Annotated in this window: 12 protein-coding genes and 1 pseudogene; 10 read left to right on the top strand and 3 right to left on the bottom strand. The window is 72.5% G+C overall.

What is annotated here, in order from left to right; all coding sequences use genetic code 11:
- Nucleotides 1–54 precede the first annotated feature (54 nt).
- From IF11_RS0124605 to IF11_RS0124585, 5 genes are all read left to right on the top strand, one after another.
- The gene (locus tag IF11_RS0124605) at nt 55–1,008 is read left to right on the top strand and encodes a LysR family transcriptional regulator (RefSeq protein ID WP_030353897.1); all 954 of its coding nucleotides are present in this window, start codon (nt 55–57) and stop codon (nt 1,006–1,008) included.
- Nucleotides 1,009–1,110: 102 nt separating this feature from the next.
- Entirely contained in the window at nt 1,111–2,274 is a 1,164-nt protein-coding gene (locus tag IF11_RS0124600) for an NAD-dependent formate dehydrogenase (protein WP_030353896.1), read from the top strand.
- A gap of 178 nt (nt 2,275–2,452) precedes the next feature.
- Nucleotides 2,453–4,384, top strand: a complete 1,932-nt coding sequence (locus IF11_RS0124595; RefSeq protein ID WP_030353895.1) for a potassium channel family protein — start codon at nt 2,453–2,455, stop codon at nt 4,382–4,384.
- A gap of 124 nt (nt 4,385–4,508) precedes the next feature.
- Nucleotides 4,509–4,709 (top strand): hypothetical protein, encoded by a 201-nt coding sequence (locus IF11_RS0124590; RefSeq protein ID WP_030353894.1) that lies wholly within the window; start codon nt 4,509–4,511, stop codon nt 4,707–4,709.
- Nucleotides 4,710–5,081: 372 nt separating this feature from the next.
- Complete coding sequence (locus tag IF11_RS0124585) at nt 5,082–6,116, top strand: phosphatidylinositol-specific phospholipase C domain-containing protein (protein ID WP_030353893.1); 1,035 nt, start codon at nt 5,082–5,084, stop codon at nt 6,114–6,116.
- Between the two features lie 206 nt (nt 6,117–6,322).
- On the opposite strand, the gene IF11_RS0124580 is transcribed toward IF11_RS0124585, so the two are convergent.
- On the bottom strand, nt 6,323–7,876 hold the full coding sequence (locus tag IF11_RS0124580; RefSeq protein WP_030353892.1) for an ATP-dependent DNA ligase: 1,554 nt from the start codon (nt 7,874–7,876) through the stop codon (nt 6,323–6,325).
- A gap of 130 nt (nt 7,877–8,006) precedes the next feature.
- Here IF11_RS0124580 and IF11_RS43255 point away from each other — a divergent pair.
- The 3 genes and pseudogenes from IF11_RS43255 to IF11_RS0124565 form a co-directional block, all read left to right on the top strand.
- Nucleotides 8,007–8,300: pseudogene (locus tag IF11_RS43255) on the top strand (oxygenase MpaB family protein); the annotation flags it as partial.
- Nucleotides 8,301–8,466: 166 nt separating this feature from the next.
- Nucleotides 8,467–10,797, top strand: a complete 2,331-nt coding sequence (locus IF11_RS0124570; protein ID WP_030353890.1) for a serine/threonine-protein kinase — start codon at nt 8,467–8,469, stop codon at nt 10,795–10,797.
- A 113-nt stretch (nt 10,798–10,910) separates the two neighbouring features.
- Nucleotides 10,911–12,443 carry a phytoene desaturase family protein gene (locus IF11_RS0124565; protein ID WP_030353889.1) on the top strand — a complete coding sequence of 511 codons (1,533 nt, stop codon included), beginning with the start codon at nt 10,911–10,913 and terminating at the stop codon, nt 12,441–12,443.
- 121 nt (nt 12,444–12,564) lie between these two features.
- Here IF11_RS0124565 and IF11_RS0124560 read toward each other — a convergent pair whose 3' ends face one another.
- A complete protein-coding gene (locus IF11_RS0124560; RefSeq protein WP_078490903.1) occupies nt 12,565–14,445 on the bottom strand; it encodes a serine hydrolase domain-containing protein in 1,881 nt (626 codons plus the stop codon).
- 220 nt (nt 14,446–14,665) lie between these two features.
- Here IF11_RS0124560 and IF11_RS0124550 point away from each other — a divergent pair, with 220 nt between their 5' ends.
- Both IF11_RS0124550 and IF11_RS0124545 read left to right on the top strand, forming a co-directional pair.
- The gene (locus tag IF11_RS0124550) at nt 14,666–15,772 is read left to right on the top strand and encodes a calcium:cation antiporter (RefSeq protein WP_030353887.1); all 1,107 of its coding nucleotides are present in this window, start codon (nt 14,666–14,668) and stop codon (nt 15,770–15,772) included.
- 59 nt (nt 15,773–15,831) lie between these two features.
- On the top strand, nt 15,832–17,370 hold the full coding sequence (locus IF11_RS0124545; RefSeq protein ID WP_051746175.1) for a fatty acyl-CoA synthetase: 1,539 nt from the start codon (nt 15,832–15,834) through the stop codon (nt 17,368–17,370).
- 21 nt (nt 17,371–17,391) lie between these two features.
- Here the strand turns inward: IF11_RS0124545 and paaK are convergent, their stop codons facing one another.
- Complete coding sequence (gene paaK / locus IF11_RS0124540; protein ID WP_030353885.1) at nt 17,392–18,678, bottom strand: phenylacetate--CoA ligase PaaK; 1,287 nt, start codon at nt 18,676–18,678, stop codon at nt 17,392–17,394.
- Between the last annotated feature and the right edge of the window lie 135 nt (nt 18,679–18,813).

Genomic DNA, 18,813 nt, shown 5'->3' with positions numbered 1-18,813 from the left:
TCGGCGGCGCGGGCCTGACAGGGTGAAAACGCGGACCGAGCAGGGGAGCGAGCGATGTTGCTGCGTCAGCTGGAGTATCTGGTGGCACTCGCCAGGGAACGGCACTTCGCCCGTGCCGCGGCGGCCTGCTATGTGTCGCAGCCCTCGCTGTCCGCCGCGATCCGCAAACTGGAACACGAACTGGACGTGCCCATCGTCCGGCGTGGCCGCCGCTTCGAGGGGCTGACCCCCGAGGGCGAACGGGTGCTGCTCTGGGCGCACCGCATCCTCGCCGAGCGCGACGCCCTGCGCCATGAACTCTCCGCGATGCGCGACGGTCTGGCCGGCACCCTGCGGCTGGGCGCCATCCCCACCGCGCTGACCGCCGCCTCGCTCCTCACCACCCCCTTCGTGGAACGCCATCCCCGGACCCGGGTCTCGCTCGACTCCCTCTCCTCCCGTGAAATCGCCCAGCGGCTGGCCGAATTCGAGCTGGACATCGCGCTCACCTATCTGGACGACGACAGCCTCGGCCATGTCCGCAGGAGTCCGCTCTACGAGGAGCGCTATCTGCTGCTCACCCCGCACGACGGACCGATGACCGGCCGCCCGGCCGCCCGCTGGGCGGAGATCGCCGGGCTGCCGCTGTGTCTGCTCTCCCCGCAGATGCGCAACCGCCGCATCATGGACGAGTACTTCGCCGCCGGGGGCGTGAGCGCCGTGACCCCGGCCATCGAGACCGATTCCGTCGCCGGTCTGTACGCGCATCTCACGGCCGGCCACTGGTCGAGCGTCATCTCCCATGCCTGGCTTCATATGTTCGGGGTTCCCGACGGCATGCGCGTGATCCCGCTGGAGCACCCGGCGCACGGCCCGCGTGTGGGCCTGGTCATCGCCGACCGCAGCCCCGAACCCGTGCTGGCCAGAGCCCTGTTGGAGATCGCCAGGGAGGCGGGCGTACGGGAGGCGCTGGACCGGCTCCTGGACACCTATCTGAGCCCGGGGAGCCCGTCCGGCGATTCGGGATAGCCGCTTCCTATCCCGACATAGAAAGGTTCATTTTGACCATGACCCGGCGGCGCGAGGAGTGTGGAGACACCTTCCCGCAGCGACGAATGAGGAGCCGCAGTCATGGCAAAGGTGCTGTGCGTGCTGTACGACGACCCGGTCGACGGATACCCCAAGACGTACGCCCGCGACGATCTCCCGCGTATCGACCACTACCCGGGCGGCCAGACCACCCCCACCCCGCAGGGCATCGACTTCACCCCCGGGCAGCTCCTCGGCAGTGTCTCCGGTGAGCTGGGGCTGCGTACGTTCCTTGAGTCCCGCGGCCACAGCCTCGTCGTCACCTCGGACAAGGACCGGGACGGGTCCGTCTTCGACCAGGAGCTGGTCGACGCCGATGTGGTCATCTCGCAGCCGTTCTGGCCCGCGTATCTGACGGCGGAGCGCATCGCGAAGGCCGAGAACCTGAAGCTGGCCATCACGGCGGGCATCGGCTCCGACCATGTCGACCTCGACGCCGCCATCGCCAAGGGCGTCACCGTCGCGGAGGTCACGTACTGCAACAGCATCAGCGTCGCCGAGCATGTCGTGATGATGACGCTGTCGCTCGTACGGAACTACCTGCCCTCGCACCAGTGGGTCCTGGACGGCGGCTGGAACATCGCGGACTGCGTGGCCCGTTCGTACGACCTGGAGGGCATGCAGGTCGGCACCGTCGCCGCGGGCCGGATCGGGCTCGCCGTCCTGCGCAGGCTGGCGCCCTTCGATGTCGGGCTGCACTACACCGACCGCCACCGGCTCCCCGAGGCCGTCGAGCAGGAGCTGGGGCTCACGTGGCATGCCGGCGCCGCCGAGATGGTCCCGCACTGCGACGTGGTCACGATCAACGCGCCCCTCCACCCGGAGACGGAGGGACTCTTCGGCGACGAACTGCTCGCCACCATGAAGCGCGGCGCCTATCTCATCAACACCGCCCGCGCGAAGATCGCCGACCGCGACGCCATCGACCGCGCCCTGCGCAGCGGACAGCTCGCCGGGTACGCGGGCGACGTGTGGTACCCGCAGCCCGCGCCGGCCGACCACCCCTGGCGGACCATGCCGCACCACGGCATGACCCCGCACATCTCCGGCTCCTCGCTCTCCGCCCAGGCCCGCTACGCCGCGGGAACCCGGGAGATCCTGGAGTCCTGGTTCGCGGGGACCCCGCTGCGCGACGAGTATCTGATCGTCGACAAGGGGGCGCTGGCCGGTGTCGGGGCCCACTCGTACTCCGTGAAGAACACCTGACCGAGTTATCTGATTACGCGTCATAAATCCTCTGGGCGCGAGGATCTGACCTCGATCCAGCCGCTCCGGGCCACGCCCCTGGCCGGGGCGGCTGTGTCGCGTCCGCTCGCGCGTTCGGCACACTGGTGCCGTGTCCACACTTCCTCACCAGGTACAACAGGGCCCACCGGCAGGCCATATGGTCGTCTGCGGCGACGACACACTGGCCCACCGGCTGGCGGGCGAGCTGCGCGACGTCTACGGCGAGCGGGTCACGCTCGTCATCCCGCCGGTACGCCCCTCCCGCCTCCCGCCCGCACCGCTGGCCGGCCTGGGCAGAGCCTCGGCCTTCTTCGGACGGATGTCCGCGGCCATGGCCCGTACGGCGGCGACGCTCCCTGACCCGGCGGGGGAGGGGACCAGGAGACCGGACGGTCCGCGCGTCCTGGAGGCGGCGGAGCTCGACGAGGACGTCCTCGTGGACGCCGGGGTGGACGAGGCGGCGGCGCTCGCCCTCGTCCATGACGACGACGAGATCAATATCCGGGTCGCGCTCGCCGCCCGCCGGCTCAACCCTCAACTGCGGCTGGTCATCCGGCTCTACAACCGCAAGCTCGGCCAGCATCTGGAGGAGCTGCTCGACCAGGCGGCGGCCGTCGCCGTCCCCGGTCTCGACCGGGCGGCCCTGGACGCCACCACCACCGTCCTCTCGGACGCCGACACCGCCGCCCCCGCGCTGGCCGCCACCGCCGTCGCGGGGACCAGAAAGGTGGTACGCGCCGACGGCCTGCTGCTGCGAGCCGTGGAGCGCAACCCGCCGGGCCCCGGCGAGGTCGCCGACCCGGGTCTGTGCACCCTCGCCCTGCTCTCCGCCACGACCAACGACCCGGCGGGGGCGGAGGGTTCGGACAACAGCGGCCAGGACGGCCCGCGGCTGCTGCCCGACGACGCGAGCGCCGCCGCCGCCACCGGACGCGGCACGGTCGTACTGGAAGCCGTCTCGCACGCCGCTCCCGATCTGCCGCCGCGCCGGCTCGCGGGCCGGGGCGCCCCGCTCGCCTCGCTGTTCTCCCGCCGGCTGCGGTGGTCCTTCGCCGGGATCATCGCCGCCGTACTCGCCCTCGCGGTCGTCTCGTCGCTGGTCACCGGAGCCCATCCGCTGGGCGCGATGTACCTCACGCTGCTCGATCTCTTCGCCATCGGCGATCCGGCCGTCGGTGAACCCGCGCCCCGGCAGGTCATGCAGCTTCTCGCGATGGTCACCGGAATCCTGCTGCTGCCCGTGGTGCTCGCGGCGGTCCTGGAGGCGCTCGGCACGTTCCGTACGGCATCGGCGCTGCGCCGGCCGCCGCGCGGCATCTCCGGTCATGTCGTACTCCTCGGACTCGGCAAGATCGGCAGCCGGGTGCTCGTACGCCTGCGTGAGCTGGGCATCCCCGTGGTGTGCGTGGAGGAGGACCCCGACGCGCGGGGGATCGCGCTCGCCCGCAGCCTGCGTGTGCCGACCGTCCTGGGCGATGTGACCCAGGAGGGGGTGCTGGAGGCGGCCAAGATCGAGCGCGCGCACGCCCTGCTCGCCCTCACCAGCGTCGACACCACCAATCTCGAAGCCGCGCTGTACGCGCGCTCCATCGCACCTGATCTGCGGGTGGCGCTGCGGCTGTACGACGACGACTTCGCGACCGCCGTCTACCGCACCCTGCGCGCGGCGCATCCCGGGGCGCTCACCCGCAGCCGCAGCGTCTCCACCCTGGCGGCCCCCGCCTTCGCCATCGCCATGATGGGGCGCCAGATCCTCGGGGCCATCCCGGTGGAGCGCAAGGTGCTGCTGATGGCCGCCATCGATGTGGCGGGTCATCCGCGGCTGGAGGGGCGTACGGTCGCGGAGGTGTTCCGGCCGGGCGCCTGGCGGGTCATCGCGCTGGACACCGCGGCGCCGGGGGACCGGGTGCCCGATCTCGCCGACACCCGGCTGGATCACGAGGAGCGGCGGCCGGCCGGGCTGGTCTGGGATCTGCACCCCGGTTATGTGCTGCACCCCCGGGACCGGGTGGTGCTGGCGGCCACCCGCAGGGGTCTGGCGGAACTGCTCGGACGGCAGTCCGCCTCCCGGACCCGCCCGGCGGGGTGATCCACGGCCCGCGCGAGGACGGCGCGGCCCCCCGGCGCCGCCGCGTACCGGGGACGCGTACCGGGGATGCGGCGGGGCCTGGCGGGCACGAGAATGGCGAACACCGGATGAACGAGGAGGCGGCATGAACGCAGAGTCCACGGCGCAACCGGAGCCCGAGAGCGTGACCCCCGACCGGCTGCTGCACACCGGCGCGTACGACCAGGTCACGGCCGAAGATCTCGTGCTCGCCTCCGGCCGCGATCTCACCCCGGAGAACATCGAATGGGCCAGGCGCCGGCTGGCCGAGAGGGGCCGCGCGGCCATCGAGGAGCAGTTGCCGTAGCCGCATCGCCGTCGTAGCGCTTTCCCCGGACTGACCAGAGAGCGGCCCCGTCGGTGACGGGGCCGCGAGAAGCTGCGGGGCGTCGCGGACTCCCTGGCCGCCGAGGGCGTCACCGCCCGCGCCGGGTACCGGCTCGCCCAGGCGCGCGGCGCCTTCGAGGCCACGGCCCCGGGGCCGCACCACGGTCCTTCAAGGCGCGCCCCGCGCACCGAGCGCGCCCCACCGCGACCGGGCGGCGAGGGCGCGCTTCCCGCTGCCGTGGTCCCGCTGATCACATCCGTAAGCTCGCGTCCTCCCGCCCGTCACCCAACTCGCCTACGCTCACTCTCGGTTGACATGCCCAAGACATGCGCACCGGGAGGAACAAGGGACATGGCAAAGCTCCTTCGCACCACGGTGGCGGCCGGCGCGGTGGCCGTGCTCGCCTTCGCCAGCACGTCGGCCGGCGCCGCCGACACGGGCGGGCTGCCGTACCCCTCCACCACCGGGGTCGGTGTCCACAACGCGTACGAGAAGGCCACCTTCCCGTACTTCGCGGACGCGCTGGACTCCGGGGCCGGGATGCTCGAACTCGACGTATGGACCAATGTGTTCGGCGCCTCCTGGCGCGTGTCCCACAGCAATCCGCTGGGCAATGACAACAACTGCGCCAACGCCGCCACGGTGAGCCAGCTGCGTACCAACGCGAAGAACCGCGATCTGGCCGGCTGTCTGACCGACCTCAGGACCTGGCACGACGCCCACCAGGACCACCGGCCGGTCGTCATCAAGATCGAGATGAAGGACGGCTTCCAGGGGCAGGCCGGCCGCGGCCCCGCCGCCCTGGACACGCTGCTCAACAGCAAGCTCGGCGACGCGCTCTACCGCCCCGCCGACCTGGTGGGCGACCGCGCCGACCTCGACCAGGCGGCCCAGGCCGGCGCCTGGCCGACGCGCGCGCAGATGACCGGCAAGTTCATCGTCGAGCTGATCCCCGGCACGGTGGAGGAGCAGAACCCGCTCGACACCCTGTGGACCGACCGCGAGTACGCCACCCATCTGCGTGACCTCAAGGCGGCGGGCAGGCTGAGCGAGGCCGCGGCCTTCCCCGCCGTCCACAAGGCCGCCGCCGGTGATCCGCGCACCCGCTACACGGACGCGACGATCAGGCCCTGGTTCGTGTTCTTCGACGGCGACGCCTCCGCGTACGCGGCGGGCACGATCGACACCGCCTGGTACGCGCAGCGGAACTACTTCCTGCTGATGACGGACGCCCACAATGTCCCGCCGGCCATCGACGGCACCAGCCCCACCGAGCAGCAGGCCCGTGACCGGCTGACGCTGCTGGCGCAGCGGAACGCCAGCCTGATCTCGGCGGACTGGCGCGCGCTGCCGACGGTGCTCGCGACCGTCGTCCCGCGCGGCTAGTGCCGCGACGGGCAATGCTTGCCCGACGGGGCAATGCTTGCCGGGAGAGGCACCAGGTCCTGTAGTCCTGTCGCGGGGAGCCTCACACGTCCCGGGGCCGGTACCGCTCGCCGGCCCCGGGACTCGCCGGCCCCGGGACTCGCGGGCCCCGGGACTCGCGGGTCCCTCGGCCCGTCCGTACCGTGCGTCCCGTCCGTACGGTGCCGTCAACCCCGCTCCGCCACATCCCGGCCGTGCGCCGCGAGGACCGTCTCGACCGTGTCCGCCTCCGTCGCGGACTTGTCCTCGCGGTAGCGGACCACCCGGGCGAAGCGCAGCGTCACCCCCGCCGGATAGCGGGACGAGCGCTGGAGCCCGTCGTACGCGATCTCGACCACCAGTTCAGGACGTACGGTCACGGTGAAGCCGTCGTCACGGACCGCCAGTTCCCGCAGACGCTCCGTCTGCCACTCCAGCATCTGGTCCGTCAGCCCCTTGAACGTCTTGCCGAGCATCGCGAACGAGCCGTCCTGCCGCCGCGCGCCCAGATGCAGATTGGAGAGTCTGCCGGTGCGCCTGCCGTGCCCCCACTCCGCGGCCAGCACCACGAGATCCAGGGTGTGCACCGGTTTCACCTTCAGCCAGCCCGCCCCGCGCCGGCCCGCGCTGTAGGGGGTGTCGAGCGCCTTGATCACCACACCCTCATGGCCCCGGGCCAGGGTGTCGCGCAGGAACGCCTCGGCGGCCCGGCCCCCCTCCCTGGCCGCACTGGTGACCACGATCCGCCGTACGCGCATCGGCTCGGGAACCAGCAGCGTCAGTGCCTCGTGCCGCTCCGCGCACGGCAGTTCCAGCAGGTCCTCGCCCCCGGCGGCGAGGACATCGAAGAAGACGGGCGACAGCGGGACGGCCGCCGCCGCGGACCGTACGTCCATCCGCGAGCCGACCCGGCTCGCGATCTCCTGGAACGGCCTCGGTCTGCCCTCCGCGTCCAGCGCGATGACCTCCCCGTCCAGTACGAAACGGTCGCCCGGCAGTTCCAGGGCGATCGCCGTCACCTCGGGCAGCCGGTCCGTGATGTCGTCGAGCGTGCGGGTGAAGATCCGTACCGTCGGCCCGTCGCGGTGCACCTGCACCCGGATGCCGTCCAGCTTCTCCTCGACGGCGCACTCCCCGAGCCTGCCGATCGCCTCCGCGACACTCGTCGCGCTCTGCGCGAGCATCGGCAGTACGGGCCGCCCCACCGTCAGCAGGAACTCCTCCAGCACCCGCGGCCCCTCCGCCAGCAGCCGCTCCGCCACCTGCTGGAGGGAACCGGCCAGCATCACCGCCCGGCGCACCGCGGCGGCCCGCGCGCCCGAGGTCTCCGCCAGCGCCTCGACGGCGACGGCGTCCAGCGCGCCCTGGCGCACCTCGCCGGAGATCAGCCCCACCAGGAAGCGCTGCTCCTCGTCGGTGGCCGCGCCCAGCAGCTCCTGGACCAGCCGTCGGCGCTCGCCCTGCGCGCCGCGGCCCGCCACGGCCGCGAGGGTGGTGAAGGTGGCATCGACACGGTGCACGGTCAGCGTGGCGCGGTCCGCGGGCGGGGGCGGGTCCTTCAGCGCGTTCCAGCCGACCCCGATCCTGCCCTGCGGCAGCCGTCCGGCCAGATACGGAATGACGATCGGCACGTCCTCGGGTCCCGCTGTACGGAAGAGTCCGGCCAGCAGGGAGATCTTCCGGGAGCGCGCCGATGTCTCGGCGACCTCCCGGGAGACATGCGCGAGCGGTGCCAACAGCATGCTGCCATCGTGCTACGCCGCGCGCGGGTTTGCCCGTCCTGGCGGGGGCCGGGCCCAATTCCCCCTGGAACACGGGGCTAGCCTGGCTCTACGAACGTACGGCCGAGGGCAGGACCGCGGGAGGCGGGACATGAGCGAGACCGGCACCGGCGCCCCCGATCCCGTACCCGATTCCGCGCCCGATCCCGGGCTCTTCGGACCCCGATCCGTCACCTGGCAGCTGCACAGCGACCCGGTCATGTGGATCGCCGGGATCCGTGCCCTCTACCTCCAGGCGCTGCATCCCCGCGCGGTCCGCGGTGTGACCCAGAACAGCGACTTCCGGCATGACGCCTGGGGCAGGCTCCGCCGTACCGCCGGGTTCGTGGGCACCATCAGCTACGGCACGACCGAGGCCGCCGAGCGGGCCGGCGCCCGGGTCCGCGCATTCCCGCCCGGGTGCGGTGGCAGCTGCCGCCCCGGCACATTCTCCGGGCAATGGCCCGGCTCGGCCCCGACACCCGTCCCGCCCCGTACACACTCCGGGACGGTACGGCCATACTGGACGGGCCGGGGAGGGCGCAGCGAGGTGACGGGGGCGACAGCACGCGATGGCGGACACCAGGCTGATCCAGGGCCGCTACCGGCTGCTCGATCTGATCGGGCGCGGTGGGATGGGCGAGGTGTGGCGGGCCCGCGACGAGTCGCTCGGCAGACAGGTCGCGGTCAAGTGCCTCAAGCCGCTGGGCCCCCAGCAGGACCAGTCCTTCACCCGGATCATGCGGGAGCGGTTCCGCAGGGAGGCGCGGGTCGCCGCCGCGCTCCAGCACCGGGGCGTCACCGTCGTCCATGACTTCGGCGAGGACAACGGCGTGCTCTATCTCGTGATGGAGCTGCTCGACGGACGCAACCTCAGCCAGTTGCTGGAGGAGAACGAGCAGCATCCGCTGCCGGTGCCCCATGTCGTCGACATCGCCGAGCAGGTCGCGGACGCCCTCGCGTACACCCACGGCCAGGGCATCATCCACCGCGACCTCAAGCCCGCCAACATCATGCGGCTCACCGACGGCACGGTGAAGATCTGCGACTTCGGCATCGCGCGGCTCGGCCATGACATCGGCTTCACCTCCCGGCTGACCGGTACGGGCATCGCGATGGGCACCCCGCACTACATGTCGCCCGAGCAGATCGGCGCCGGCCATGTCGATCACCGCAGCGATCTCTACTCGCTGGGGTGTGTGCTGTACGAGATCGCCACCGGCGCCCCGCCGTTCGACCTGGGCGACACCTGGTCGGTACTGGTCGGTCACCGCGACACGATCCCGGAGCCGCCGCGCAAGCACCGCTCGGAACTGCCGGAGTTCTTCGACCGGCTCGTCCTCGATCTGCTGGCCAAGACGCCGGAGGAACGGCCCACCGACGCGGGGGACCTCCGGCGCAGGATCGGCGCGGCGCGCACGGCCCCGGCTTCGGGTCCGCCGGGCACGGTCCTCGGGGGTACGGAGCTCGGGAGCCCGGGTCCGGTGAGCACCGGTCCACACACGCCCCCGGCGTTCGCAGCGCGGGACGGAGACGCCGCGCCCTACCATCCGGACGGCGCGGGACCGCCGCCGGACGGTTCCCGGCTGCCGTCCTGGGCCCGCTCCATGACCACCGGCCACAAGGCGACCGGTGTGTCCGTGCTGCGGCCCACCCCGCCCGACCACACCGCGGGCCTCACCGGCGAGTGGACCCGCCCGGCCGATCCGCGCGCCACCACCGGAACGTATCCGGCCGCCGCACGGCCCACCCCGTCCCCCGAGCAGCTCGCGGTCCTCGTCAGCCGGCACAACGCCGGTCTGAGCCTGGGCCGGCTCGGCCGCTGGGAGGAGGCGGGCGAGGTGCACCGCGCGGTCGCCGCGGAACGTGAGCACGCCCTGGGCCCCGACCACCCCGACACCCTCGCCAGCCGGTACGAGGTCGGGTTCACGCTCAGCAGGACCGGGCGTACGGCGGACGCGCTGCGCGAGTTCACCCGCGTCGCGGAGGGGCGCGCCCGCGCGCTGGGCCCGGACCATCCGGACACGCTCGCCGCCCGCCAGGAGACGGCGTACGTACTGGGGCAGCTCGGCCGGCACTTCGAGGCCCATGACGTGTTCGCCGCGGTGCTCGCCTCGCGCGAACGCACGATGGGCCCCGACCATCCGGACACCCTGCGCTGCCGCCACAACCTGGCGTACAACCTCAGCCGGCTCGGGCGCCTGGAGGACGCGTACCGGCTGGCCCACACGGTGGCCGCGGCCCGCGCCCGGGTGCTCGGCGCCGGCCATCCCGACACGCTGGTCAGCCAGTACGAGGTGGCCTACGCGCTGGGGCGGCTCGGCCGCTGGCCGGAGGCGCTGGGCGCCTACCGTGAGGTCGCCGCGGTGCGCGCCCGCGCGCTGGGCCCCGACCACCCCGACACGCTCTCCGCGCGCTACGAGATCGGCATCAGCCTGGGGCGGCTGGGCCGCAGCGAGGAGGCGCTCGATCTGTACCGCGGGCTCGTCGCCGACCGCGTCCGTATCCAGGGGCCGCTGCATCCGGAGACCCTGCGGGCCCGGCACGGCTTCGGGGTCAATCTGGGCCGGCTCGCCCGCTGGGACGAGGCGCTCGCGGAGGCCCGTGAGGTGTGCGCGGCCCGGGAACAGGTTCTCGGCGCCGACCACCCCGACACCCTCGTCAGCCGCCGGGAGATCGCCGTCGGCCTGGGCTGGCTGGACCGCTGGCCCGAGGCCCTGACCGTCTACCGCAGGGTCGCCGAGGCCCGGCACCGGGTCCTGGGCGCCGTCCACCCGGACACCCTGGCGGCCAGGAACGACGAGGCGCACTGCCTGGAGCAGCTGGGACGGGGAGCCGAGGCGGTGGAGCTGTACCGCCAGGTCGCGGCGTTGCGCCAGCAGCACGGCACCAGGGGCCGCTGAGGGCCGTCCCAGCCGTCCCCGCCAACGCCCCGGCCCCCCGTACCCCTGGCCCCTTCCGTAGCCCCGGCCCCCGTACCCCTGGCCTCGCGATCATCCCCGTGTTACCAAGAGCCATGCCCGCACATGTCTCGTACGACGCCGTCATCGTCGGCGGCGGCCACAACGGTCTGGTCGCCGCCGCCTATCTCGCCCGCGCAGGGCGCTCCGTGCTGGTGCTGGAGCGCCTCGGGAACACCGGGGGAGCGGCCGTGTCCAGCCGCCCCTTCGCGGGCGTGGACGCCCGCCTCTCCCGGTACTCGTATCTGGTCTCCCTGCTGCCGGACAAGATCGTCAGGGAGCTGGGGCTGCGCTTCGCCGTCCGCAAGCGGACCGTCTCTTCGTACACCCCGCTCGGCGACGGCGGACTGCTGGTGGGCGAGGGGCGTACCCGCGACTCCTTCGCCGCGCTGACCGGCGGCGAGACGGAGTACGCGGCCTGGCGGGACTTCTACGGGATGACGGGACGGGTCGCCGGGCGGGTCTTCCCCACGCTCACCGAACCGCTGCCCACGCGCGAGGCGCTGCGCGCGCGTATCGACGACGAGACCGCCTGGCGGACGCTCTTCGAGGAACCGATCGGCGTCGCGATCGAGAAGAGGTTCCGGAATGACCTCGTACGGGGAGTGGTGCTCACCGACGCGCTGATCGGTACGTTCGCCGACGCCCACGATCCCTCCCTCGTCCAGAACCGCTGCTTCCTCTACCACGTGATCGGCGGCGGCACCGGGGACTGGGACGTACCCGTGGGCGGGATGGGCGCCCTCACCGACGCGCTGGCCGACGCCGCGCGGTCCGCGGGCGCCGAGATCCGCACCGGGCACGAGGCGACCCGGATCGACACCGACGGGACCGCCGCCGAGGTCTCCTTCCGCGCGGGCGACACGGAAGGCAGGGTGACGGGCCGTCAGCTCCTGGTGAACGCGTCGCCCCAGGCGCTCGCCGCGCTCCTCGGCGAGGAACCGCCCGCCCCCGCCGAGGGTGCCCAGCTCAAGGTCAATATGCTGCTGCGCCGGCTGCCGCGGCTGCGGGACGGGTCCGTCGATCCCCGGGAGGCCTTCGCCGGTACGTTCCATATCGCCGAGGGCTACGGGCAGTTGGCGACCGCGTACCGGGAGGCGGCGGCCGGCCGGCTGCCGCTCGCACCGCCGTCCGAGATCTACTGCCACTCCCTGACCGATCCGTCGATCCTGGGCCCCGGCCTGGCCGACCGCGGCTTCCAGACCCTGACCCTGTTCGGACTCCACACCCCCGCACGGCTGTTCGCGGGGGACAACGACGCCGTACGGGCGGAGCTGCTCGCCGCGACCCTGCGCCAGCTGGACGAGCGGCTGGCGGAGCCGATCGCCGACTGTCTCGCGGAGGACGAGGACGGCCGGCCCTGTATCGAGGCGAAGACACCGCTCGATCTCGAACGCGAACTGCGCCTGCCCGGCGGCCATATCTTCCACCGCGACCTCTCCTTCCCCTACGCCACCGAGGACACCGGCCGCTGGGGTGTGGAGACGGCGCACGCGAATGTGCTGCTCTGCGGCGCGGGCGCCGTACGCGGCGGCGGGGTCAGCGGAGTCCCCGGGCACAACGCGGCGATGGCGGCGCTGGGACGGTGAGTACGGGCGTCGCGCTGCCCGGGTGGTGAGTACGGGCCTCGCGCCGCCGGGGCGGTGAGTACGGGTGACGCCGATGCCCGGGCGGCGCGCGCGTGCGGGTGCGCCGCCCGGGCATGCGGGGTCAGTCCCGCGACGCCACCCAGCCGGCCGCCTCGATACGCGCCGCGTCCTTGCGCCGCGACTCGTCGAAGACCGGGCGCCCACCGTCCTCGACCCTCAGCCCGTCCACATACGCGCCCCGTCCCACGTACAGCCGGTCCGTCGTGTACCGCCAGCGCAGCCGTACCTCCGTATCGCGCCAGGCCGCGAGGTCCGCGGTCAGCCGGTGCCAGTCACGTCCCGACCAGCCCGTGGCCGAACCCGCCGGGTGCGCCAGCGGCTCCTGCCCGGCGCGTACGGTCGTGAAGGGCACCGGCCGCCAGCTGCTCCCGGCGTCGGCCGACGCCTCCAGGAACAGCCCGTCCGCGTCCGGCTCGGTGTCCCACCACAGCGCACAGCGCAGCACTCCGGCGCGGGCCGTGACCGGGGGGAGCGTCAGCGTGGCCGTCGTGGCGCTCGCCATGCCGGAGAACCACGCGGTACGGCCGTGCGCGGGCCGTACCGCGACGGCCCGCGCCATCCGGTTGGCCGTCGCGACGCGCGGCGCGCTGCCGGAGCGCCAGCTCCGTACGGGGTGCACCGAGTTGCCGAGCACGATCAGGAAGGAGTCGGTCGTCGGGTCGAGGACGAGGCTCGTGCCGGTGAACCCGGTGTGGCCCGCCGTGCTCGGGGTGGCCATCGCGCCCATGTACCAGTGCTGGTAGAGCTCGAATCCCAGTCCGTGGGCGTCGCCGGGGAAGCCGGAGTTGAAGTCGGTGAACATCAGCTCCACGGACTCGGGCCGCAGGATCCGGGCCCGGCCGTACGCGCCGCCGTTCAGCAGCGTACGGGCGAGGATCGCCAGGTCCCAGGCGCGGGAGAAGACCCCGGCGTGGCCCGCGACCCCGCCGAGGCTGTAGGCGTTCTCGTCGTGCACCTCGCCCCACACCAGCCCCCGGTCGAGCCCCGACCACGGCCGGCGCGCGTCCTCGGTGGCGGCGATCTTCGGTTTCCAGGAGGCGGGCGGGTTGTAGCGCGTGCGGTGCATCGCGAGCGGAGCGGTGATCTCGTCGTGGAGCAGGGCGTCCAAGGTGTGACCGGTGATCCGCTCCAGGATCAGCTGGAGCGAGATCAGATTGAGGTCCGAGTACAGATAGGCCGTGCCGGGCGGATTCACCGGGGCCTCGTTCCACAGCAGCTGGAGCTTGCCCTCGTACGTCGGCGCCGTATAGAGCGGTACCCAGGCGCGGAAGCCGGAGGTGTGCGTCAGCAGCTGGCGCACGGTCACGTCCTGCTTGCCCGCCCGCCCGAACTCCGGGAGATACGTGGTGACGCGTGCCGCCAGCTCCAGGGCTCCCCGCTCGATCTGCTGGACGGCGAGGATCGAGGTGAACAGCTTGGAGAGGGAGGCGAGATCGAAGACCGTGTCCTCGGCCATCGCGATCCGCCGCTCGGGCGGCAGCTCCACTCCGGTGTCGGTCTTCTCGTCGTACGCCGCGTAGCGCACGGCCGCACCGAGCGGCCGGTGCAGGGCGACCGTCCCCCCGCGCCCGGCGAGCAGGACGGCGCCCGCGTACCAGGGGTGCGCGGGGGAGGGGCCGAGGAAGGCCGTCGCTTCGTCGACCAGCCGGTCCAGCTGGCCGGGGAGGAGACCGGCACGCTCGGCGGAGCCGTGCCGCAGTGTCGTCCGTCTCGCGCCACCGGACCCGTCGCGCGGTCCTGCCGTGGTGGCGCGGGCGGAGCCCTCGGCGAACGGGATCGGCGCCACGGCCAGCGCCCCGCCCAGGGCCAGCACCCCGCTACCCAGCCTGCGCCGGCTTATCCCACCGGCCCGCGAGCCGGCCCGCGAGCCGGCCCGTCCGCCGTCCCCCGCGCCGCCCCCCGTACCGTCCGCTCCCCGTCCGCCCGCCCGGTCCTCCGCCATTCGGCAGCCCTCCCCTGAACGTCGTGTCTCTCGGGTACCAGGCCGTGTGTGAGAAGTCCCGTCTGCCCCGCGGGCGGACGACGCTACTTCTCACACACGGCCTGCCGTCAGGACCTCTTACCACAGCCGGACTGACACCGCATCACGGGCGACGCGACGGACCCGCCCGTCCGGCGCCGCCGCCGCGCGCACCATCTGCACCTCTGGCAGCGTGTGGCGCATGAGGACGAGCATCGGCATCAGGTCACTGGTGTCCCAGTGGACCGTGGTGGTGCCGCTGCTCGCGGTGGTCGCGCTGGTCCTCAGCTGGGGGCGCAGCCTGCCGGGCTTCGCGGTCGCGCTCGTCGCCCTCTGTCTCGCGGGCGCCGTGCTCGCGGCCGTGCACCACGCCGAGGTCGTCGCCCACCGGGTGGGGGAGCCGTTCGGCTCACTCGTCCTCGCCGTCGCGGTCACGGTCATCGAGGTGGCGCTCATCGTCACGCTGATGATCGACGGCGGCGACAAGACCGCCTCGCTCGCCCGTGACACGGTCTTCGCCGCCGTCATGATCACCTGCAATGGCATTCTCGGCCTCTGTCTGCTGGTCGGTGCGGTGCGCAGCAGGGTCGCCGTGTTCAACGCCGAGGGCACGGGAACCGAGCTGGCCACCGTCGCCACCCTGGCCACGCTCACGCTCGTGATCCCGACGTTCACCACCAGCAAGCCGGGCCCCGAGTTCTCGCCCGCGCAGCTGGGCTTCGCCGCGGTCGCCTCGCTCGTCCTGTACGGGCTCTTCGTCGCCGTACAGACCGTGCGTCACCGCGACTACTTCCTGCCCGTCACCCCGGAGGGGGGCGTACAGGAAGTGGATTCGCACGCCCCGCTGCCCACCCGCCGGGCGACCGTCCTGAGCCTGGTGATGCTGATCGTGGCGCTGATCGCCGTTGTCGGGGACGCGAAGGGGGTGTCCCCGACCATCGAGTCGGGGGTGGCGTCGGCCGGGCTGCCACAGTCCGTGGTCGGTGTGGTCATCGCCCTGCTGGTGCTGCTGCCCGAGACCCTCGCCGCCGTACGCGCGGCCCGCCGCGAGCGCGTGCAGACGAGCCTCAATCTGGCGCTCGGCTCCGCTATAGCGAGCATCGGTCTGACGATCCCGGCCATCGCGCTCGCCTCGATCTGGCTGAGCGGGCCGCTGGTGCTCGGGCTGGGGGCCGTCCATATGGTGCTGCTCGCGCTGACGGTGGTGGTGGGCGCCCTGACCGTCGCCCCGGGCCGGGCCACGCTGCTCCAGGGCGGGGTGCATCTGGGGATCTTCGCCGCGTTCGTCTTTCTGGCCATCAGCCCATGACCCGGACGAGAGCGTTCGGAGGGATTGACCCGCCGTGCGGCTGCCCGGAGGATCGCGCCATGAACGCCGAGGACCGCACCGCGCCCGAGTCCGGCGATTTCCTCCGGGAGTTGCTGGACAGCACCGTGGACGGCGTGGTGCGCCGTACCGCGGCCCGGGTGCCGGACCGCGTGGCCGTACGGTACGCGGACCGCACCTGGACGTACGCGGAGCTGGACGCGGCCGTCTCCACCGCCGCCGCCGAACTGCGCGGCCACGGTCTTGAGTACGGCGACCGGGTGGCGTCCTACGGCCACAATTCGGACGTCTATCTGATCGCCTATCTCGCCTGCGCGCGGGCCGGGCTCGTCCACGTACCGGTCAATCAGCAGCTCACCGGCGACGACCTCGGCTATCTCGTGAAGCAGTCGGGCAGCGCGCTCGTCCTCGCGGATCCGGGCCTCGCCGGACGGGTCCCCTTCGGCGTCCCGGTCCGCCCGCTGCGCGACACCGACGACTCGCTGCTCGCCGCGCTGGCCGCGCCGAGGCCGTACGACCGCGCCGGCGACCCGGGAGAACTGTCCCAGCTGCTCTACACCTCGGGCACCACCGCGCTGCCCAAGGGCGCCATGATGACGCACCGCGCCCAAGTACACGCGTACGCCAGCGCCATCGCCGCCCTGGACCTGCGGGAGAGCGACCGGCCGGTCCACTCGCTGCCGCTCTACCACTCCGCCCAGATGCATGTCTTCCTGCTGCCGTATCTCGCGGTCGGCGCGGAGAACACCATCCTGGACGCACCGGATCCGGGGACGATCTTCGATCTCGTCGGCGCGGGCCGCGCGGACAGCCTCTTCGCGCCGCCCACCGTATGGATCGGCCTCTCGCAGCACCCCGAGTTCACCACGCGCGATCTGACCGCGCTGCGCAAGGCGTACTACGGCGCCTCGATCATGCCGGTGCCCGTACTGGAACGGCTGCGCGCACGGCTGCCCTCGCTCGCCTTCTACAACTGCTTCGGACAGAGCGAGATCGGCCCCCTCGCGACGGTCCTCGGACCCGACGAGCACGAGGGCCGGATGGACTCCTGCGGCAGGCCCGTCCGGCACGTCGAGGCACGGGTCGTCGACGAGAGCGGCGAGGACGTCCCGGACGGTACGGCGGGCGAGGTCGTCTACCGGTCGCCGCAGCTCTGCGCCGGGTACTGGGACAAGCCGGAGGAGACGGCGGAGGCGTTCCGTGACGGCTGGTTCCACTCCGGGGATCTCGCCGTGCGGGACGCCGAGGGCTACTACACGGTGGTGGACCGGGTGAAGGACGTCATCAACTCCGGTGGGGTGCTGGTCGCGTCCCGGCAGGTCGAGGACGCTCTCTACACCCATCCCGGCGTCGCCGAGACCGCGGTGGTTGGGCTGCCCGACGACCGCTGGATCGAGGCCGTCACAGCCGTCGTCGTCCCGCGCGGCGAGGTCACCGAGGCCGAACTCCTCGCCCACGCCCGCGAGAAGCTCGCCCACTTCAAGGCCCCGAAGCGGATCGTGTTCGTGACGGCGCTGCCGCGCAACGCCAGCGGGAAGATCCTCAAGCGCGAGCTGCGCGACCGCCTCGGCGGTTCCTGAGCCACCGCTCGGGACCCGGGCTCAGTGGGGTCTGAGGTCCACGATCCGCTTGATCTTGCCCACCGAGCGCTCCAGGGTCTCCGGATCCACGACCTCCACCGCCACCGAGACCCCCACCCCGTCCTTGACCGCCGCGGCGATCGCCCGCACCGCGTCCGCTCGCTGCGCGGAGGTCGCGTTCGCGCGGGCCTCGGCCCGTACCGTCAGCGCGTCCATCCGGCCCTCGCGGGTCAGCCGGAGCTGGAAGTGCGGGGCCACCCCCGGCGTACGCAGCACGATCTCCTCGATCTGGGTGGGGAAGAGGTTCACCCCGCGCAGGATCACCATGTCGTCGGACCGGCCCGTGATCTTCTCCATCCGGCGGAAGACCCGGGCCGTACCGGGCAGCAGCCGGGTGAGATCCCGGGTCCGGTAGCGGATCACCGGCATCGCCTCCTTGGTGAGCGAGGTGAAGACCAACTCGCCCTCCGCGCCGTCCGGCAGCACCTCCCCGGTGAACGGATCGACCACTTCCGGATAGAAATGATCTTCCCAGATGTGCAGACCGTCCTTGGTCTCCACGCACTCCTGGGCGACCCCCGGGCCCATCACCTCCGACAGCCCGTAGATGTCGACCGCGTCGATCGCGAACCGCTCCTCGATCTCGCGCCGCATCTCCTCCGTCCAGGGCTCGGCGCCGAAGATGCCCACCTGGAGCGAGGTCGTACGGGGGTCCACGCCCTGGCGCTCGAACTCGTCGAGCAGCGTCAGCATGTACGACGGCGTCACCATGATGATCTCGGGGCGGAAGTCCTGGATCAGCTGGACCTGGCGGGCGGTCATGCCCCCGGACGCGGGGATCACCGTACAGCCGAGCCGCTCCGCGCCGTAGTGCGCGCCGAGTCCGCCGGTGAAGAGCCCGTAGCCGTAGGCCACATGGACCTTGTGCCCGGGGCGCCCGCCGGCCGCGCGGATCGAGCGGGCCACCACATCGGCCCAGGTGTCCAGATCCCGCTGCGTGTACCCGACGACGGTCGGCCGGCCCGTGGTGCCGCTGGAGGCGTGGATACGCCGTACCTCCGACTGGTCCACGGCGAACATCCCGAACGGATAGTTGTCCCGCAGATCGGCCTTGGCGGTGAACGGGAAGCGCGCCAGATCGGCGAGCGAGCGGCAGTCCTCGGGGCGCAGCCCCGCCCGGTCGAAGGCCAGCCGGTAGTGGCCGACGTTCTCGTAGGCGTGCCGCAGTGTGGCGCGCAGCCGCTCCAGTTGCAGGGCGGCCAGCTCCTCGCGGCTGAGCTGTTCCGCCGCGTCCAGCAGAGGTGTCATGGGCGCTCTCCCGGTCCCTCGGACAGTGCGGACATCCGATCGACCGATCATTCGGTTGATCGTCCCGGGATCAGTAATTCAGGAGTGCCGACGAGCGTCAAGAGCCGCGACACGGCCCACGTGGCGATTCCCCGC

The sequence above is a fragment of the Streptomyces scopuliridis RB72 genome (assembly GCF_000718095.1).
In the GTDB taxonomy this organism is placed as follows: Bacteria; Actinomycetota; Actinomycetes; order Streptomycetales; family Streptomycetaceae; genus Streptomyces; species Streptomyces scopuliridis.
Note: the sequence above shows the minus strand (reverse complement) of the source record. Positions and strands in the feature narration are given on the sequence as shown.